Below are 19,067 nucleotides of genomic sequence, written 5' to 3' on the forward strand. Positions count from 1 at the left end.
AACAAGGAGGGGTATTTGTGATTGGTCAAAGAATAAAAGCTTTAAGAAATGAAGCGAATTTGACACAGCAAGAATTGGCAGACGGTATTATATCTAGAACATATTTGAGCTTAATTGAGAAGAATTCAGTTTATCCATCTATGAATGTGCTGAAGAAGTTAAGTGAACGCCTCAACTGTACACTTGAAGATTTCACATTGGAAGACAACGATCGCAGTATTAGTCTGTTAAATGTAAAACGTGAAATTAAGTGGGCAGAAAATCAAGTGATTGTCGGAAACTTTGCTAAGTTAGAATCATTTTTAGAACAGCGTTATGACACATTGGATACATTATCTAAAGAAGAACGTGCAATTGCACTATGGGTTAAGGCAAGTTTTCTATTTAATGAAGAAAAGTATAAAGATGCGGAACAAGTTGTGCTAAAATCAATTGCGCTTGCTAAAGGATTTAAAGATGTTACTTTAAAATTACGTTGTCTGGAACTTCTAGGTAAGATTTCTTTTAATAAAGGTGAGAAAGATAAAGCAATACATCATTTAAATAAGGCGAATAAAATTGCAATATTAGAGAATATTTTTAGCACTGAGAGAGTGTCGATACTTACAAGCTTAGCACAATATTATTCTCGTATAGGTGAGTTTTACGTAGCGATTAATTTAAGTAATGAAGCGCTGGATTATAACAAGAAACTTAAAATACATTATAAATCGATTGAGCTTGAAAATATATTAGGACGTTCATATCGCGCGCTTGGAAAGCTTGATGAAGCAGAGCATCATTTTAAACGTGCTGTAATGCATTGTGAGTTATCTGAAATTAATTTTGATTATGTAGGAAGTATTAGTAACGTAGCACTGCTGTTAAATACACGAGGTCTTTATGATGAAGCATATCAAGAAATCCTTAAGGCGAATGAAGTGCTTGATAAATATCAGTTTAAACATCCATTCTCAAAGTATATTCGCCTTCATTTAGCAGAAATATTAATCAATAAAGATAAGTTTGAAGAAGCGGCTGAAGTGTTAGAACAATACGCTGACCAGGATGATACAGGATATGGTTATGAATTACTCGGAGATATTGAATACAAAATAGGAGCGTATGAAAAGGCTATTGAGTAGTATGAGCAATCATTAACTTGTGAAGATCTGCCGTTTTATTCCATAGATATATTAAAGAAAATATCAAGCATATATGAGTTGCAAGGAAACTTCGAAAAATCGAATGAATATTTGAAAAAATGCATTGAAATATACAAGGAAATTGCACCAGACATGATATAATATAGATTAGTATAATTATGGAGGAGATACAATGCAGTTGACGCATGTTTTTGATAACTTAAACACGATTAAAGTTATCACTGGCATCATCGACCTCTTAATTGTATGGTACGTAATTTACCTGATTATCAATGCGATTAAAGGTACGAAAGCGATACAATTATTAAAAGGTATCTTCTTTATTCTGATTGGTAAATTAATCAGTGATTCTTTAGGATTAACGACAACTTCTAAGATATTTGATATGGTAATTGATTGGGGATTCCTGGCAATTATCGTTATTTTTCAGCCAGAATTAAGAAGAGCACTTGAGCAGTTAGGTCGAGGAAGTTTATTTAAACGTAATGCCGCAAATTTAAAAGTAAGTCAGGCGAAATTGACAGATGCAATGGTGAAATCTATTCAATATATGGCAAAGCGCCGCATCGGTGCTTTAATTGTATTTGAGAAAGAAACAGGATTGCAAGATTACATAGAAACCGGTATCCCGATATATGCAGATATTTCATCGGAACTGATGATTAATATTTTCATTCCTAATACACCACTACACGATGGTGCGATGATTATCCGTGGCGACAAAATTGCTGTTGCAGCGAGTTATCTGCCATTATCAGATAGCGCTAAAATACAGAAGAGCTTAGGAACAAGACATCGTGCAGCAGTTGGTATTTCTGAAGTATCTGACGCATTCACGGTCGTAGTATCTGAAGAAACAGGAGATATTTCTGTTACGTATAATGGGAGATTACGAAAAGATGTTTCTCTTGAAGTGCTTGAGGCATTGTTGACAGAACATTGGTTTAATACGAACACATCTAAGAAAGGTGTGATGAAATAATGCTGGAAAGTAAATGGGGACTAAGATTAATTGCTTTTTTACTTGCCCTTGGAATTTTTCTACAAGTAAATAATGTGTTTGAAGTGTTTGGTAACGATCAATTCAGTCAGACACAGCAAACTGTAATTACAGATGTGCCAGTGAATGTGATATATGATGATAAAAATCTGTACTTATCCGGGGCACCGAAAACAGTAAACGTGAAGATTAGTGGACCACAATCTATCGTTAAGAAAACGCAGAGCTTAATGGATTTCACAGTAGAACTGGATTTATCGAACTCGAAAGTTGGGGACTATAAGAAAGACTTTAAAGTTACCGGCATCTCAGATAAATTAAAGTATGAAGTAATGCCTAAATCTGCAACGCTTTCTTTATCTGAGAAGATTCAGGAAACGAGAAAGGTAGAAGCGGAAATCAGTTCTTCACGTATTGCTGCTGGATATGAACTTGTCGGTCAGGAAGTGGACCCTTCACAAGTAACGATTACTGGTGGTGAAGATGAGATTAATAAGATCGCTTATGTTAAAGCGACATTATCTGATTCTGAGAAATTAACACAAACTACAACTTCTCAGGCAGAAGTAAACGTGTTTGATGCAAGTCTAAATAAATTAGATGTTACTGTTAAACCAAGTAAAGTGAAAGTGAATACGAAAGTAATTCCGACATCTAAAACAGTAAATATTGAACCGAACACGAAAGGCACATTACCTTCGGGGCTTAAATTAAAGTCTGTGGAATTATCAGAAGATCAAGTTGAACTCTTCGGTAAGCGTTCAGTATTAGATGGTATCGGCAGTTTAACGATTGATGTTGATTTATCTAAAGTTACTGAAAGTACGACAATTAAGCAGAAGTTGTCATTACCGAAAGATGTTACGAGTTCAAAACCAGAAACAATCGAAATTAAAATTGAAGTTACTAAAAACTAAAGGAGATTTATTATGGGCAAATATTTTGGAACAGACGGAGTTAGAGGGGTAGCAAATAGCGAATTAACACCTGAACTTGCATTTAAATTAGGTCGCTTTGGCGGTTATGTGCTTGCGCACGGTGGTTCAGAGAAACCTACTGTTGTTGTAGGACGTGATACGCGTATTTCAGGTATTATGTTAGAATCAGCGCTTGTAGCAGGCCTTCTATCAACTGGAGCAGAAGTAATGCGTTTAGGCGTTATTACGACACCAGGGGTAGCTTATTTAACACGTGAGATGAATGCGCAGGCTGGTGTTATGATTTCAGCAAGTCATAATCCAGTTCAAGATAATGGTATTAAGTTTTTCGGAGCAGATGGATTTAAATTAAGCGATGCACAGGAAGCGGAAATTGAAGCATTATTAGATGCAGAAGAAGATACGTTACCACGTCCAGTAGGTGTAGAATTAGGACATACATCTGATTACTTCGAGGGCGGACATAGATATTTAAGTTACTTAAAATCAACAATTGAAGGTGATCTTGAAGGACTTAAAATCGCGCTAGATGGTGCGCATGGTTCTACTTATTCATTAGCACCATACTTATTTGGTGATCTTGAAGCGGATACAGTAACAATCGGATGTAACCCGGATGGCAATAATATTAACGATGGTGTTGGATCAACACACCCTGAAAAGTTAGCTGAGCTTGTACTAGAAAGCGAAAGCGACTTTGGACTTGCATTTGACGGAGATGGAGACCGTATTATTGCGGTTGACGAAAAAGGTCAGATCGTTGATGGAGACCAAATTATGTTTATTTTGGCGCAAGATATGGATGCTCAAGGTGCACTTAAAGATCATATGGTTGTATCGACTGTTATGAGTAACTTAGGTTTTTATAAAGGGTTAGAAGCGTTGAATATTAAATCAGATAAAACGAAAGTCGGCGACCGATATGTTGTTGAAGAAATGCGCCGTGGTTCGTATAACTTAGGTGGAGAACAGTCAGGTCACATCGTTATGATGGATTACAACACGACAGGTGATGGCTTATTAACAGGTATTCATTTAGCGAGTATTGTAAAACGTTCAGGTAAGACATTAAGTGAACTTGCTGGACAAATGACGAAGTATCCACAACGATTAGTAAATATTAAAGTATCTGATAAACATGCAGTAGAAGAGAATTCACATGTAGCTGCTGTAATTCAGGAAGTAGAAGCAGAGATGAATGGTGAAGGACGCGTATTAGTTCGACCTTCAGGAACAGAACCATTAGTACGTGTAATGGTTGAAGCAAAGAGTGATGAAGATGCAGAACGCTTCGTTAACAAAATTGCTGATGTTGTAAGAGAACATATGGGATTATAATATAAAGCACTGAAGAATAAATCATTCTTCAGTGCTTTTTTTGTCACGCGCGGATGTGTGAGTGGACAAAATGATAAACTATTATAAAATTACTTTACTAAATTTTGAAAGGATGTGAGATAATATAAAAAAAGAAAAAGGAGAACAAATATGAAGAAACATTTGCTACCGACTATTACAGTCACATTACTACTCGGTGCTTGTGGGGAAGAACAAAAAGATGGTGAAGATAAAAGTGCATCTGAAATTGCTTCGTCATCTACAGAATCTACAAAAAATAAAGAAATGAAACAAAAAACGTCTCACAAAGAGAAGACAACAACAGAAGAGAAGGACGAAACGAAAAAAAATGAAAGCAATGATAACAACAGTGAAGGTGCAAACAATTCTAGCGTACAAGAAGATGTTATATATCAATTTACACAAGAACAAATGACAGCGATGGAAAAAGAATTTCTTGATTGGGCAGACGAAAGAGCGAAGACAGCAGGATTAGCAGTATCTAATTATTACTTTACTCATGGAGCAGGAGGCTTCGGAGATTGGTTTGCCCGAAGTGAAGATGGCGATATACAAGTTCAAAACCTGGATAACCCAGGACCAGCAGGATTTAAGATTAGAGCCATTGGTGGTGTTGTATTCTATACTTCTAAGGCAGGCATAGTAGGTCAAACTGAAGAAGTGAATAAAGCTATTACAGCAGAAGGGTATTCACGCCATTCAGATTTAAATGAGGATATCCATAAATACATCCTTGCAGATAATGGAAAAGTATATGAGTTAATTAAACCGGCAACAAAAATGAGTTTCACGACTGGTTTTGGTGAATATAGCGACTCTGGTACAAGAGAAGGAGCATATATGCCGAATGAAGAGTTTTTAGTATCTAAAGATACTGCAGCACAGCAGAAATGGCAGAAAATATTAAATAAATATAAGCCAAATGCAGAAAAAATCAGCACAAAGCCTGAACAAAGTAATACAACAGCTAATGGTAAATATTCATTTATTAATGATAAAAATGAGATTGACTTCAGTGATCCTACGTTTAGACAATATTATTTCTTTGAATCACATCATGAAGAAGCGTTTGGTGTACGTGTAGGAATGACTGAAAAGCAAGTAAAAGATATTTTAGGTGCACCGACAGGAGAAACAGTTTTAAGTGGTCAAGGTGCTGTATCTGCAAAGCTATATGGAGATATTGCAGTTGCGTATTTTAATAATGTTGTGAATACGATTGTGGTACATCCACAGCGTAAAATTACAGAAACAGAGGCGTTACGTTATTTCCCTAACCCAACAATGAATAATTTAGAGCGTATTCGTAATGGTGAGGCGAAAACAGGACCTGAAATGTATCCGTTCTTCTTATACGATGGCAATCATGGGAATGGTTATCAAATCGTCGTTGACTTTGATGACGCAGGAAATATTAAAGAAATTAGAAATCAAAAAGAAGTTATTAAACCGATTCAACGTTAAGTAAACTTTTAAAAATTATTTAAACCATTGGAAGTTGTATAAATCCAATGGTTTAATTTTATATCATTTTCATTAATGCATACAAGTTTGTTATACATTGATACATGAGAGAATACACTTGTATAAACAGACGGCTATATAGTACAATAGTCTAAGTTTAGTAAACTATTTCATTCGAAAAGGAGGATCGTAACAACTGAATATACAGCGCCAGAACAGGAAACTGTTGACGAGGACGGATGGTTATCGAATTTTCGGCGGATGCCATCCCGGATGAAGCGATTCGACAGCTGATGAACAAACCATGTGGGCAACTGCATGAACAAAACACATCAGCACCGCATAATAAAACTACTAAACAAATTAAAGTTTGAATTGGAATTAGCAGGAGGAAATTATTATGTGTGGTATCGTAGGTTATATTGGAACAGAGGATGCAAAAGAGATCCTATTAAAAGGTTTAGAAAAATTAGAATATCGTGGTTACGATTCAGCGGGTATCGCTGTACGTAACGGTGAAGATGTTCGTGTATATAAAGAAAAAGGACGTATTGCTGAATTACGTAAAATGGTTGATGATTCTTTTGACACGACAACAGGTATTGGGCATACACGCTGGGCAACGCATGGTGTACCTAACCGTGAAAACTCTCACCCACATCAATCAGAAAGTGGTCGTTTCACTTTAGTGCATAATGGTGTGATTGAGAACTATGAACAGTTAAGAGAAGCGTATTTAACAGGTGTTACTTTCAAATCTGATACGGATACTGAAATTATCGTTCAATTAGTTGAACACTTCTCTAAAGAAGGTTTAGATACTGAAGCGGCATTCGTTGAAGTATTGAAATTATTACACGGTTCATATGCTTTAGGATTATTAGATACAGAAAATCCAGACGTAATTTACGTTGCGAAGAACAAATCACCATTACTTGTAGGTTTAGGAGATGGGTTCAACGTTATCGCATCTGATGCTATGGCGATGTTACAAGTAACAGATACGTATACAGAATTGCACGATGGTGAAATTGTTCTTATAACGAAAGAAAACATCGAGATTAAAGACTTAGAAGGTAACGTTATTACACGTGAACCATATAAAGCAGAAATCGATGCATCTGACATCGAAAAAGGCACTTATGCACATTACATGTTAAAAGAAATTCATGAACAACCTGCAGTAATGCGCCGTATTATTCAGAAGTATCAAGATGATAAAGGGAATTTAACGATTGATAAAGATATCGTAAAAGCAGCACGCGAAGCAGACCGTGTATATATCGTTGCATGTGGTACGTCATATCATGCAGGTCTTGTTGGTAAAGAGTATTTAGAGAAGTGGGCAGGTATTCCTACAGAAGTTCACGTTGCTTCAGAATTTGTATATAACATGCCATTATTATCTAAAAAACCATTATTTATCTTCATTTCACAATCAGGTGAAACTGCAGATAGCCGTGCAGTATTAGTAGCTGTAAAAGAGTTAGGGTATCCTGCACTTACAATTACGAATGTGCCAGGTTCGACGTTATCACGTGAAGCGGATCATACATTAATCTTACATGCTGGACCGGAAATTGCGGTAGCATCGACAAAAGCATACACTGCTCAAATTGCAGTATTGGCAATCTTCGCTCAAGTAGTAGCGGCAGATGCAGGTGTTAAAACAGAAATCGATTTATTACCTGAACTTGCGAAAGTAACTTCAGCAATAACAACAATAGTAGATGACGCGAAGTTAATGGAAGACATTGCCTCTAAGTATTTATCGACAACGCGTAATGCATTCTTCATTGGACGAACTATGGATTTCTATGTTGGTTTAGAAGGTGCTTTAAAACTTAAAGAAATCTCTTACATTCAGGCTGAAGGTTTCGCTGGTGGAGAGCTTAAACACGGAACAATTGCGTTAATTGAAGATGGAGTACCGGTAATCGCACTTGCAACACAAGAAAGTGTAAACTTATCGATACGTGGTAATGTGAAAGAAGTAGTTGCACGTGGAGCACTTCCTTGTATTATATCGATGCGTGGTCTTGAAAAAGAAGGCGATGCATACGTAATCCCAGCGGTTCATGAGATGTTATCACCGCTAGTCTCAGTTGTTACATTACAATTAATTTCATACTACGCTGCTTTACACCGTGGTGCAGATGTTGATAAACCACGTAACTTAGCAAAATCAGTAACAGTAGAATAGGATTTAAATTTTAGAGTGGGACGCTAATTGCGTTTCACTCATTTTTTGTATGTAAATATAGCGGAATATAACATTTGTACAAACTTGTATGTATTTACTAGTCATATATTGTGCGTTTAATTTACAAAATAATTGCAATATAAAGAAATATCATTATATTGCACAAAGTTTAAAAATATTATATTAAAATCTGTTATTTCTTGCTTATATAGTGTTAATTTATATTAATTTGACAAAAATAAAGTAATAAAAAATCTTATCAAATCAATCGGAATTGAAATTTAGAAATTTGTTATAATATAAGTAAATATTGTTAAGAATAGGTGGGAATAAAATGAATACGATAGACATGTATTTAATTGTCGATGATATTAATAAGAAACACCCGGAATTAAAACAAAGTGAGGAGAGTCAGTTGATATTAAGATCTTTAATATATTCAAATTTTGCTTTAGACTCTGTTGAATATATCACCGGCTTATCAAAACCACAAATTCTTTCAGTTTATCAAAAAATCAAATCATCTAATTATGTACAATTTGAAGAGGGTACTTCCGTACAATCTATGACTAAACCTCGTAGCTTTAAAAGAATAGAAATGGTAGATTTTATAAAATCAAGATTAATTAACGATAATCCGACAATTGAATTTGTTAATTTAAAGTATAACGTACTGACGTGCAGAATTGATGAACGCTTCTTTACTGTATATATTAGTACAAGTCGAGACTATGAATTTCTAAAAGATGAGGATCTCGTCAATACGAAACGTGTAACAGCCTGGCATAAAGGTGCTGAAGATATCTTTAATGAGTATGATTACTATGCATTACTCGTTAAAGTAGATCAGCGCTCAACATACAGGACAGATAATGATAAAGATATTGAATATATCTTCTTAAGTAAAAGTGAAATGACAGACTGGATTAAAGAGAAGAATCGAAATCAAAGCGGTATGGTGAACTGTTATGTTCAGTATTTGCAAGATAAGCATACAGGTGAATTACTAAAAGTAACAGATTCAAGAGAGCACCCTGTTATCTCTTTAAAGCAATTTTATCGAAAATCATTAAAAATAAATGAATAAAATAAAGCCGAGACATAGAGGTCTCGGCTTTATTTTATTCGTACGGATTTGAACGATCTACTTCATCACCGTTTTCATCATATTCAATTACTGTTCCGTCTTCATGAACATCAAATGACATTACTGGTTTATCATTATCATCGAATACACCGAAGCCATAACCAAATGTTTTCTTATCTGGCGTTCGGACTTCTCCGTAAAGACTTAAATCAGATATACCGAGATGATCTTCTGCAGCTTTAATCGCTTTTTCTTCTGAATCTATCGTGACTGTATCGCTATTATAGTCACTGCTGTTGTCTTCTGAAGTATTATCAGATGCGCTATCTTTTTCTTCATTTTGTTTTGCGAGTTCATTTGCACGATCTTCTGCAGCTTTCGCACGTTCCTCAGCGGATTTTGCACGGTCTTCTGCTTCTTTTGACTTGTTCTTTTCATCTTCTTTTGAAGTGATATATGCATCAATTTCATCTTCGTCAAACTTTAATGTCACACTGTTATTGCCATCTTCCAGATCTAGGTCATTAATCGTTTCGGTAGGTGTTTTAAAGTTTTTACCATCCACTTCACCTTCAGCGTATACACTGAAAGATTTTCCTTTATATGGACCATATACTTCTTTATTCTTGTTATAATCCACTTCATTATCATTTACGAATACTTGTGTTTCAGATTCATCGAGTTTACCATCGCCTTCGATAGTAATGTTTATAAAGTGTTCATCGAATTCTAATGTTACTTGCGGATCCTGAATTGTGTTAATAATTAATTTTCCTTTTGTCGCTTCACCACTAATAGACTTCTCAGCATCTAATATATATTGTCCGGCTACAAATGAGCCAATTGTAGTAGGATTATCTTTTGAAAGAGATAGTGTATGTGTATTTCCATTAAACTTAAAAGCAATATCTGCATTCTCTTTACTTGTAACTTCTACTTTATGACGTTCTGGCTCAAAATTGTATTTCGGGAAGATACTGAAGTGTTTACCGTTACGCTTCAGAGAAAGGATGTCTTTATCTTTAAGTTTTATCGTAGTATCAGATTTTGATTTTGCAGCGCTATGAAGCTGACTGAAAAAGTCTTCTTTTTGTCCCGATTTTTCGATTAATGTTGCAAATGCTTGTGCTTCATTTTCTGCGATACCATCCTGGCTTACAGTAAGTAAATGACTGAGCGCTTTATAATCTTTATCGTTAATTGCAGTCTCGATTGCTTTTGCTGATGTTTCAGGGCTGAATTTATTACTGAAGAAGAAATAAGCACTTGCAAGACCGACAAGTAATAATAAGCAGAGAAACGGTAAAATAAGCTTCTTCTTATTTTTCTTTTTTTTGAAGCCTTTGTTCTCTTTGCTTTGTGAAGTGCTGCGTTTTTTTGTTTCATTCTGTGTTGGCGTTTCTTCAATTACTGGAAACGGTGTCCCGCATTTAGTACATACTTTTTGAGAATCTGTTGCTTCAAAGCCACAACTTGTACAAAATTTACTCATAATGTTACTCCTTTAAATTTATTAACAATTTAATTTTAAAGTAAAAAAATACAATTCTCAATCTAAATTCTACAATTTTACAGTAAAATGATATTAAATTAATAATACAAACTAACACAAAATGATAAGATAGAAATATTAACAGTTGAAAGGAGTATATGTATGACTGAAATTATGAATGGTGCAGAAAGTTTTTATGCCCAGGGAAATAATATAGGAATATTGTTATCTCACGGTTTTACAGGTGCAACGTTCAGTATGATGCCACTTGCAGAAGCGTACAAAAAGGTAGGGTATACAGTATGTTTACCAAGACTTGCAGGTCATGGTACGAATTTAGATGATATGGCCGCTTCAACATATGAAGACTGGATAAACAGCATTGAAGAAGGGCTTGCAAAGCTCAAGAAAACATGTGACACAATTATTATGTCAGGTTTATCGATGGGCGGTACGTTAACGCTTTATATGGCAGCGAAACATCCGGAGATTAAAGCAATTATTCCGATTAATGCCGCAGTAGTGATTCCGTATATGCACGAAACAGCACATGTGGATGTTGATATTATACCAGGAAACGGTAACGATATTAAAAAGCAGGGCGTACCTGAAATAGGATATAAAGATACGCCGGTAAAAAGCATATTAGAGATTCGTAAATTAATGCGTATCGTAGAAGAAAGCTTATTCCAAATTAAGTGTCCGACACTTATATTCGTAAGCCCTGAAGATCACACTGTACCAGCATTTAATGCGGATTTAATCTATACGTCAATTAATAGTGCGCAAAAAAGCATTATTGAAACGCCGAACAGTTATCATATGGCAACACTTGATCACGATAAGGAATTCATTATAGAACAATCACTTTCATTTGTAGAATCAATAATAAACGGCTGATTACTCAGCCGTTTTGTTATGAGAAGATTGTCGTCTGCATATTACTTTGTGCAACAATTACCGGCCAGTAGAACGGTGCGTCTTTCCATCCAGAGTCACTGTGACCGTTCTGTCTGAGCAGTATGACACTTGGATGTGTTTTACCGAGCTTATATGCCGTCTGTAATTCATCGTGGCCCGTGTCTGGTCTGTCCGCAAATCTTCCATCACTACGCAGTCTACTTATATTACGATTCGTTCGGACGATGACCCATACGAAGTCATCGTCTGTTAAGTATTCAATCATTTCAACGTAGCGTTCCATATGAAATGGCATACCTTCTGTATAAATAAACGTATCTTGAATCTCCATTAATATATCACGTACGTACTGGACAGGGACGAGAACATTTTGTCCTGTATGACGTACAGCATGTTTTTCTAATGTACTGACCATTTTATCGATGCGTTTCATCGCTTGATTTAACTTCGTTTTGCTTATCGTTTCAAAACCTACAGGTAAGAACCGTTTACGCGGTTTCACTGTAATCAGTTCTGACATTAATAATTTATTAGGGCTACAAGGAATGATTTCACCTTTAGCATCTTTCGTTAAAAACTTTACAGTATGATCCTGCTTCATAATCGCCTCACGTAACCCTTCGTCAAAGGAATGCATACGCTGCATTGCACTATAAATTCGGGGTGTCGTATAAAAACGAGTGACTTCCATATCTTCCATCGGGCGGGCGCCGTACATACGTGAATGCTGCAGTACAGTGTCCTGCTGGAACTTACGTGGATCACGACCGTAATAGAAACCAATTAAATTCCCGACGGTAATACCGCGATCTAATATTTGACCCCCGATAAAGAAAGTCATTGGTGTACGTAGTCTCAGCTCACCATTATAATCCAGCAGTTGATTGACATCTTTTTCGGAATTGACGATTTCTATTAACAACTCTTCATCAATCAATGACGACTTCACAGATGCCAGAACATCACTAAAATCAGGCATATGTTGAACAGAATGCTTTAAATCTTCATAAGACGTATAAACTAATTCACGGAATAACTGCGGGTCTTCTGTAATACTTTCCTTTAATTTCGACTCCATACGACTGACGACATCATACTGCCAGAGGTGTGCCTTTTTCGTCGTAATCGTATGCATAATAAAGCTGTATTTCTTAATATAATCACTATTTATATGCCTGACTTTAGCACCGACGATAAAGTTCAAGAGTGCATGGCGTAACCCCTCTAAGTTCTTCGATGTTAACAGATAATCATCTTTTACACGTCTGTTATCAGGCTTACGTAATACTTCGAGCTCACCTTCGTCTATCGCGTGATATAAGCTGCGCGCTCGAGGCGACTGATCCTCAAAGTAAAACTTACCGCCAATGTACTTATCATGTGTCGGGACAAGGACGGTAAACGCCGGACGTTTCGGCTGGTAGCCACGCTCTGCAAGCACATCCGCATCCGGTTGTAAGTATAACGAGTAAGGCGTTGCGGTAACTTGTAAGTATGCAGCAGTCGGTAACATCGCTTTAATACCATCAAGCTTTGTCGCGATTTTCTTCAGTTCAATTAAATTACGCTCCTTATCTTCACTATAAACAACGGATGCATAATCCGCTTCATCATCGATAAACATTACTTTACGCATCTTCATCTCAGGGTAATCGATAAAAAACTGCTCAAGACGTGTGACATTCTTAATTTCTTTTTTCACAATGATAATTTGTTTTTGCTTCAGTTCATATTTGCGCAACTTCGGCATACGGATAATATCATGCACAATGACCATATCCTCATCCATCGCGCGTTGAAACTCACCAGCGACACGCGCATACGTCTGACGTGCAAGCGCATTGGAATTTTTCGTTAATATTACAATGCAGTCGAACACATCATCCAGCGCAAGTGCCATCGTACCGATATAACTACGGGTCTTACCTGACTGGATACGCCCAAGCAGCATCCCCGGACGAAATGTATCCGTAGAATGCACCTTTAACTGCGCATTCGTACGCTGCATAACTTCAATTTCTTCTTCGCTGTAATGATTCAGCTGTTTTACACATTCAAAAAAATAACCATCTAATTTCAACTGCACTCAATCTCCTGTTTATTGTATAATTGTATATTCTACTATAAACTAAAACTAAAGACATGAAAGGAATGTAATTATGAACAGAAAACCATTTTTCTATATTATGATCTTCTTCCTGACATTCATATTTGCGAATGTCATTCAAAATATTACAAGCGGCGCACCACTTGAACATTATTTGATCTATGCGATTGTTGGGCTTTTTATACTCGCAACTGTAATTCCTGATTTCATCAAGATATTCTTAAATCCAACATCACGCGCACTCACGACAGGAAACATTGTTGTCGCACTCATATATGCAGTGATAATCGGATTATCTGCTAAAGGACTTACAATGTCACATGAAACATTCGACCGCGCAATTTATATTGCATATATTATATTTAGTGCGATACTGCTCGTCTTAACGCTTTACATGGACCGTGTGAGAAGAAAGTCAGAACAAGCTTAAACAAGGAGAGCGTACTATGATTATCGTCGTTATATTATTCTTACTGATTGGTATATATATGTTAACCGGGCGTGGAAGTTTTTTGATAGCAGGCTATAATATGATGCCACAGGAACAGAAGCAGAAGTATAACGAAAAGCGCTTATGCAGATTTACAGGGGTGATGATTATAATTGCAGCACTCTATTGCGCAATGATGGAGTTTACGAATGTGAATGAAATCTATGCATCTATAGGATTTATTATCATAACACTCATATTTGTTATCGTAGTGAATGTATCATCTTATTTTAAAGTGAAATAATTTCGATTGAAGCGGCACTCAAGTTTTTGAGTGTCTTTTTTATAATAAAATGAATGATTTGTATAATTGTGTATAAAAATTATCGGGCCAAATTAATCGACAACAAGTTGGAAGATGTAATATATTTCAAATCATGTTATATTGAAGAAAAAAAGGAGAGATACTATGTTTGATTTAACAGGTCAGATTGCATTTGTTACAGGTGGAGCTAATGGCATTGGTAAAGGAATTGTTGAAGCATTATCACAAGCAGGCGCATTTGTTGTTATTGGAGATATTGATGAAGAAAATGGTAAGAAGACAGCAGAAGCGGTAAATGGTCAATATGTATATTTAGATGTGACGGATCAAGCATTATGTGAGAAAGTTGTGAATCAAATCGTTGAAGAACATGGGAAATTAAATATACTATGTTCAAATACAGGGATATTCCCGCAAGTTATGATAGAAGATATGACAGAAAGCGATTGGAATAAAACGATTGATATTAACTTAAAAGGCATGTTCTTCGTAGTACAGCAAGCGCTGAAAGTAATGAAAAAGCAGAACTATGGACGCGTAATATTAACATCGTCTGTAACAGGACCGATTACAGGTTATCCAGGATGGGCGCATTACGGTGCGAGTAAAGCGGGTCAGTTAGGGTTTATGAGAAGTGCTGCACTTGAATATGCGAAGTTCGGTGTGACAGTGAATGCGATTCAGCCAGGTAACATCCTGACAGAGGGTCTGAAGGCACAAGGTGAAGCGTACTTAGAAGGAACGAGACAAATTGTTCCGACACATGAACTCGGTGAACCGATTGATATCGGATATGCAGCAGTGTTCTTCGGCGCTAAAGAGACGAAGTATATTACAGGTCAATGTATCGTTGTAGACGGAGGGCAAATCTTGCCTGAAGAACCGATTGGGATACTGTAATTGAAACAAGGATGGAAACCAGGTAAAACTATGAAGTTTATGAAACCACTATTAATTTTAAGTTTACTAATCAATATCATATTCATCTCATTTTGGGGATATAGATATTTTGTTTATGAAAAGGCTTTAGCAATAGAACAACAAATTAACACCCATCTTGAAAAACAAGGCTTAACAGATTACAACATTCATACGAGCAAAAATTATAAATTACAAGAACCATTGGATTATCTTGCTGAAGTGAGGCTATATGATGATCCAAGGTTGTATCAATTTTATGTTGATGATAATACAGTAAAGGTACTTGATGTTCAGGATACAGATGGTGTATATAAAACACTTGATGAAGTTAAAGCGCGTGTGTTTAATGAAGATGGTACGTATTTGAAGCGAGATAAGAAGAAGTAGTAAAATTATAGCTGTTTTTAAAAATGACATCCAATATGGGTGTCATTTTTATTTTTTGGGGATGATGCCGTAGTAGATTGTTTAAGAATCTCAAATTCTAAAACTGATAATTAAGTTTCATAAATTTGTAAATATAATCATAATTATTTTAAGACTTTCATATATAATATAATTATAGAATATGGATGGTTGGTGAGCTTTTATGAAGAAAGTTTTATTAATTTTGTTAATAATATTATCTGCGTGTAGTAATCCACATACGGATAAAGAAGACCTAATTATTTATTCACCATATCCTGAGCGATTTATACAACCGGTAGTTCAAGACTTTGAGCATGACACAGGTCAAAGAGTACGTATTATACATGACTCTACACGTAAATTAATAAAAAAAGTTGAACAAACTCCTATGGAAGAACGCGGGCATGTATTTGTAGGAGGTTCTTTAAGTGAACTGAAAGGCAGCAGCAGTATTATTAAGGGAGAGATAAAGCCATTTATCTATATGCCATCTGTATTTATTGTAAATAAAGACCTGATAGGAGACATAAAAGTCGATAAATATCGTGATCTATTAAAAAAGGAATTATACAAGCAGTTCAGTTATCCAAATCCTGAATTGACGAATACAGGCTATCAGCATAGAAGTGCTCTTGAAACAATTTATAATCAATCACAATCAGAGAAAATATTAAATCGTGGTGTGCAACTGAATAAGACTGCTGATGTAATGGAACATGTGATTTCTGGCAGAAGTTATGTAGGACTGACTTATGAATACGCGGCTATGGATTATATGGATAAAGGCTATCCTTTAAAGATAATCTATCCATCTGATGGCACAATTATTAATACAGATGGTATCGTAAAGATTAATGACCACCCTAAAAGTGAAGCATTTATTCAATATATGCTGAGTAAACATGTACAGCAACACATTTCAACTACATTTCATGTCAAACCAATACATAAAGAAATACAGATTACTCCGTACAAAGTACTGAAGCCATTGAATGAAATAAATGTGATTCAAAAAGGTGGAGCATCATGAATCATCATCTATATAAGAAAAAGATAAGGCGTACGTTAATATTATTTGCGATTCTACCCGTATTCCTGTTAGCGATGATAGGAATACTCGCATATTATGCGATTTATATTATGAAAACAGATTATGAACTTAATAAAGTCAATAAAGAAATAGTGCGCGTTATTAAATCAGATAGACGTCATATTGATAAAGAATTTACAGTATTTATTAAACACTTGCCGAAGGATACTACTGAAATTTATCGTGCGTTGTATGATAGGACAAATAACACAAAGCGACAATATTTTTTTAATTTTGAGTATGACAGACAATATACGAATAACTACAATAATACACCGACAATCCCGATTTATCATCGTAGTGGACAACATCATCAAGCACCATTTGAACTGACTGTTAGCATACCTGTAACGTCTCTTAAAGAAACTGTGCAGTTTCCAAGTTATCAGTATGTTATTACTGATACATATGACAACATATATTACAGTAGTGATGATGAAAAGATAGGAGAGAAGTATATTTATGATGAACATAAACAAATTACGGCTTTTCATAGGGACAAACAGTTAAAAATTTATGTTTATCAGGATTTAACGCAAGCATTTGACAGGGGAATAATGCTTATCAGCATTTTATTCGGAACGTTTGTCTTACTAATTGTTATAACAATGTACACAAGTAAGCACCTTGCGCACAGACAAACAAAGGATATTGACGAAATTATTGCTAGAATCAGGCAGGCGCAAGTCAGAGCATTAACTGCATATGAACCGCTCTCTGCCCCTAGTGAACTTGAAGTGATTAACAGGTATATTTTTGAGTTATCACAATTAAATGAAAGATTATTGAGGTCAACAAAGGACTCTAATGAAGCATTAAGACAATCACAACTGAAATCTTTAGAAAATCAGTTTCAACCACATTTTATATTTAATACGATGCAGACAATAAACTACATGATAGATACAGACGCCAAAGCAGCGAAAAAAATGATGATAAAACTTTCATCTATATTAAGATATACATTACGTGTCAAAGAGTCAGAAGTAACATTCAGAAAAGAACTAAAATATTTAGACGACTATCTTTACATTCAGAATATTCGATTTGACGGGAAGATAAATTATTTCTTTGAAATAAATGAAAACTTACTGGATTACAGAACAGAAAAATTACTAATACAACCTATAGTTGAAAATGCGATTAAATATGGAGATATCAATCAAGGATTAAATATCATTATCCGAATCAGACTACTTAATAATAATGATATATTGATTGGTGTATATAATAGCGGTCAAGGTATGACTGATGAAAGGCTTCAGGAAGTTCGAAGTATGATTAGACATTACAAGTTACGAAATCTGCATATCGGTTTACAGAATATACATCAGACGCTACGCATTAAGTTTGGGAACAAATACGGTATGAAAGTTTTCTCGCATCAGCATAACGGCACGATGATTGTATTAAGAGTTAAAAGAGGTGATATAAGTGTATAAAGTGATAATTATAGATGATGAGCGAATGATAAGAGAAGGCTTAAAAGCGAGTATAGACTGGAGAAAGCTCAACTTTAGTGAGGTGTATATTGCGAAAGATGGTATAGAAGGTCAGGATCTTATTGTTGAACATGAACCTGACTTAGTCATAACAGATATTAAAATGCCACGTATGAACGGCATTGAAATGTTAGAAAAAACGAAACATATACAATTTAAAAAGTTGATATTATCCAGCTATGATGACTTTGAATACGCTAAAGCAGCAATTCAGTTTCAAGTCGTGGATTATTTATTAAAACCAATAGATGAAGATGAGCTCTTTGATTTGTTAGAAGAAATCACGACAACATTTACAGAGAAACATAACATAGTTCCCGATATATTAAAGCCAGTTTTAAAAACAGATTATGAAAACTACTATATCAATCAGGCAGTACAATATATTAAACAAAATATAAGACTTGAACTGGATAATGAATCGATTGCCAATAGGCTGAATATTAGTACTTCTTATTTAATGCGAACATTTAAGCAATATACAGGCATAACAATGAAAGATTTTGTTAACCGATATAGAATTTATCATTCTCTTCAATTACTGAAGCAGCCACTTAAGATTTACGAAGTATCAGATAAAATCGGATATAATGAATATAAAGCTTTCAATTACAACTTTCATAAGTATATGAATATGACACCAAATCAATATATTAAACAAATTTGAAATAAGCC

Annotated in this window: 18 protein-coding genes; 16 read left to right on the forward strand and 2 right to left on the reverse strand. The window is 35.2% G+C overall.

Annotated elements, in window-relative coordinates:
- Positions 1-17: 17 nt before the first annotated feature.
- The 8 genes from LAU42_RS02065 to LAU42_RS02095 all read left to right on the forward strand — a co-directional run bounded on the left by LAU42_RS02065 (position 18) and on the right by LAU42_RS02095 (position 9,196).
- Positions 18-1,124, forward strand: coding sequence for a helix-turn-helix domain-containing protein (locus LAU42_RS02065; protein WP_224184041.1), 1,107 nt, complete (start codon positions 18-20; stop codon positions 1,122-1,124).
- A 193-nt stretch (positions 1,125-1,317) separates the two neighbouring features.
- Entirely contained in the window at positions 1,318-2,127 is an 810-nt protein-coding gene (cdaA, locus tag LAU42_RS02070; RefSeq protein WP_224184042.1) for a diadenylate cyclase CdaA, read from the forward strand.
- Entirely contained in the window at positions 2,127-3,062 is a 936-nt protein-coding gene (locus LAU42_RS02075; RefSeq protein ID WP_224184043.1) for a CdaR family protein, read from the forward strand. The genes cdaA and LAU42_RS02075 overlap by 1 nt, the downstream gene beginning before the upstream one ends.
- Before the next feature lie 12 nt (positions 3,063-3,074).
- A complete protein-coding gene (gene glmM, locus LAU42_RS02080) occupies positions 3,075-4,421 on the forward strand; it encodes a phosphoglucosamine mutase (RefSeq protein ID WP_224184044.1) in 1,347 nt (448 codons plus the stop codon).
- 150 nt (positions 4,422-4,571) lie between these two features.
- A complete protein-coding gene (locus LAU42_RS02085; RefSeq protein ID WP_224184045.1) occupies positions 4,572-5,906 on the forward strand; it encodes a hypothetical protein in 1,335 nt (444 codons plus the stop codon).
- A 239-nt stretch (positions 5,907-6,145) separates the two neighbouring features.
- Entirely contained in the window at positions 6,146-6,280 is a 135-nt protein-coding gene (locus LAU42_RS11835; protein WP_277601881.1) for a hypothetical protein, read from the forward strand.
- 26 nt (positions 6,281-6,306) lie between these two features.
- A complete protein-coding gene (gene glmS / locus LAU42_RS02090) occupies positions 6,307-8,109 on the forward strand; it encodes a glutamine--fructose-6-phosphate transaminase (isomerizing) (RefSeq protein ID WP_224184046.1) in 1,803 nt (600 codons plus the stop codon).
- 334 nt (positions 8,110-8,443) lie between these two features.
- Positions 8,444-9,196, forward strand: coding sequence for a hypothetical protein (locus LAU42_RS02095; RefSeq protein WP_224184047.1), 753 nt, complete (start codon positions 8,444-8,446; stop codon positions 9,194-9,196).
- Positions 9,197-9,230: 34 nt separating this feature from the next.
- Here LAU42_RS02095 and LAU42_RS02100 read toward each other — a convergent pair whose 3' ends face one another.
- Positions 9,231-10,688, reverse strand: a complete 1,458-nt coding sequence (locus tag LAU42_RS02100) for a TcaA second domain-containing protein (RefSeq protein WP_224184048.1) — start codon at positions 10,686-10,688, stop codon at positions 9,231-9,233.
- Positions 10,689-10,850: 162 nt separating this feature from the next.
- On the opposite strand from LAU42_RS02100, the gene LAU42_RS02105 reads away from it, so the two are divergent.
- A complete protein-coding gene (locus LAU42_RS02105; protein WP_224184049.1) occupies positions 10,851-11,588 on the forward strand; it encodes an alpha/beta hydrolase in 738 nt (245 codons plus the stop codon).
- Positions 11,589-11,604: 16 nt separating this feature from the next.
- On the opposite strand, the gene LAU42_RS02110 is transcribed toward LAU42_RS02105, so the two are convergent.
- Positions 11,605-13,695: a Z1 domain-containing protein gene (locus LAU42_RS02110; protein WP_224184050.1), complete on the reverse strand. Its 2,091-nt coding sequence runs from the start codon at positions 13,693-13,695 to the stop codon at positions 11,605-11,607.
- 73 nt (positions 13,696-13,768) lie between these two features.
- On the opposite strand from LAU42_RS02110, the gene LAU42_RS02115 reads away from it, so the two are divergent.
- From LAU42_RS02115 to LAU42_RS02145, 7 genes are all read left to right on the forward strand, one after another.
- Positions 13,769-14,146 carry a hypothetical protein gene (locus LAU42_RS02115; RefSeq protein ID WP_224184051.1) on the forward strand — a complete coding sequence of 126 codons (378 nt, stop codon included), beginning with the start codon at positions 13,769-13,771 and terminating at the stop codon, positions 14,144-14,146.
- Between the two features lie 16 nt (positions 14,147-14,162).
- Positions 14,163-14,450: a DUF3784 domain-containing protein gene (locus LAU42_RS02120; RefSeq protein WP_224184052.1), complete on the forward strand. Its 288-nt coding sequence runs from the start codon at positions 14,163-14,165 to the stop codon at positions 14,448-14,450.
- 165 nt (positions 14,451-14,615) lie between these two features.
- Complete coding sequence (locus LAU42_RS02125) at positions 14,616-15,371, forward strand: SDR family oxidoreductase (RefSeq protein WP_224184053.1); 756 nt, start codon at positions 14,616-14,618, stop codon at positions 15,369-15,371.
- Positions 15,372-15,779 carry a hypothetical protein gene (locus tag LAU42_RS02130; protein WP_224184054.1) on the forward strand — a complete coding sequence of 136 codons (408 nt, stop codon included), beginning with the start codon at positions 15,372-15,374 and terminating at the stop codon, positions 15,777-15,779.
- A 202-nt stretch (positions 15,780-15,981) separates the two neighbouring features.
- A complete protein-coding gene (locus tag LAU42_RS02135; RefSeq protein WP_224184055.1) occupies positions 15,982-16,830 on the forward strand; it encodes an extracellular solute-binding protein in 849 nt (282 codons plus the stop codon).
- Entirely contained in the window at positions 16,827-18,332 is a 1,506-nt protein-coding gene (locus LAU42_RS02140; protein ID WP_224184056.1) for a sensor histidine kinase, read from the forward strand. Before LAU42_RS02135 ends, LAU42_RS02140 begins: the two co-directional genes overlap by 4 nt.
- The gene (locus LAU42_RS02145; RefSeq protein WP_224184057.1) at positions 18,325-19,059 is read left to right on the forward strand and encodes a response regulator transcription factor; all 735 of its coding nucleotides are present in this window, start codon (positions 18,325-18,327) and stop codon (positions 19,057-19,059) included. The genes LAU42_RS02140 and LAU42_RS02145 overlap by 8 nt, the downstream gene beginning before the upstream one ends.
- Positions 19,060-19,067: the final 8 nt, after the last annotated feature.

The sequence above is a fragment of the Macrococcus armenti genome, assembly GCF_020097135.1.
In the GTDB taxonomy this organism is placed as follows: domain Bacteria; phylum Bacillota; class Bacilli; order Staphylococcales; family Staphylococcaceae; genus Macrococcoides; species Macrococcoides armenti.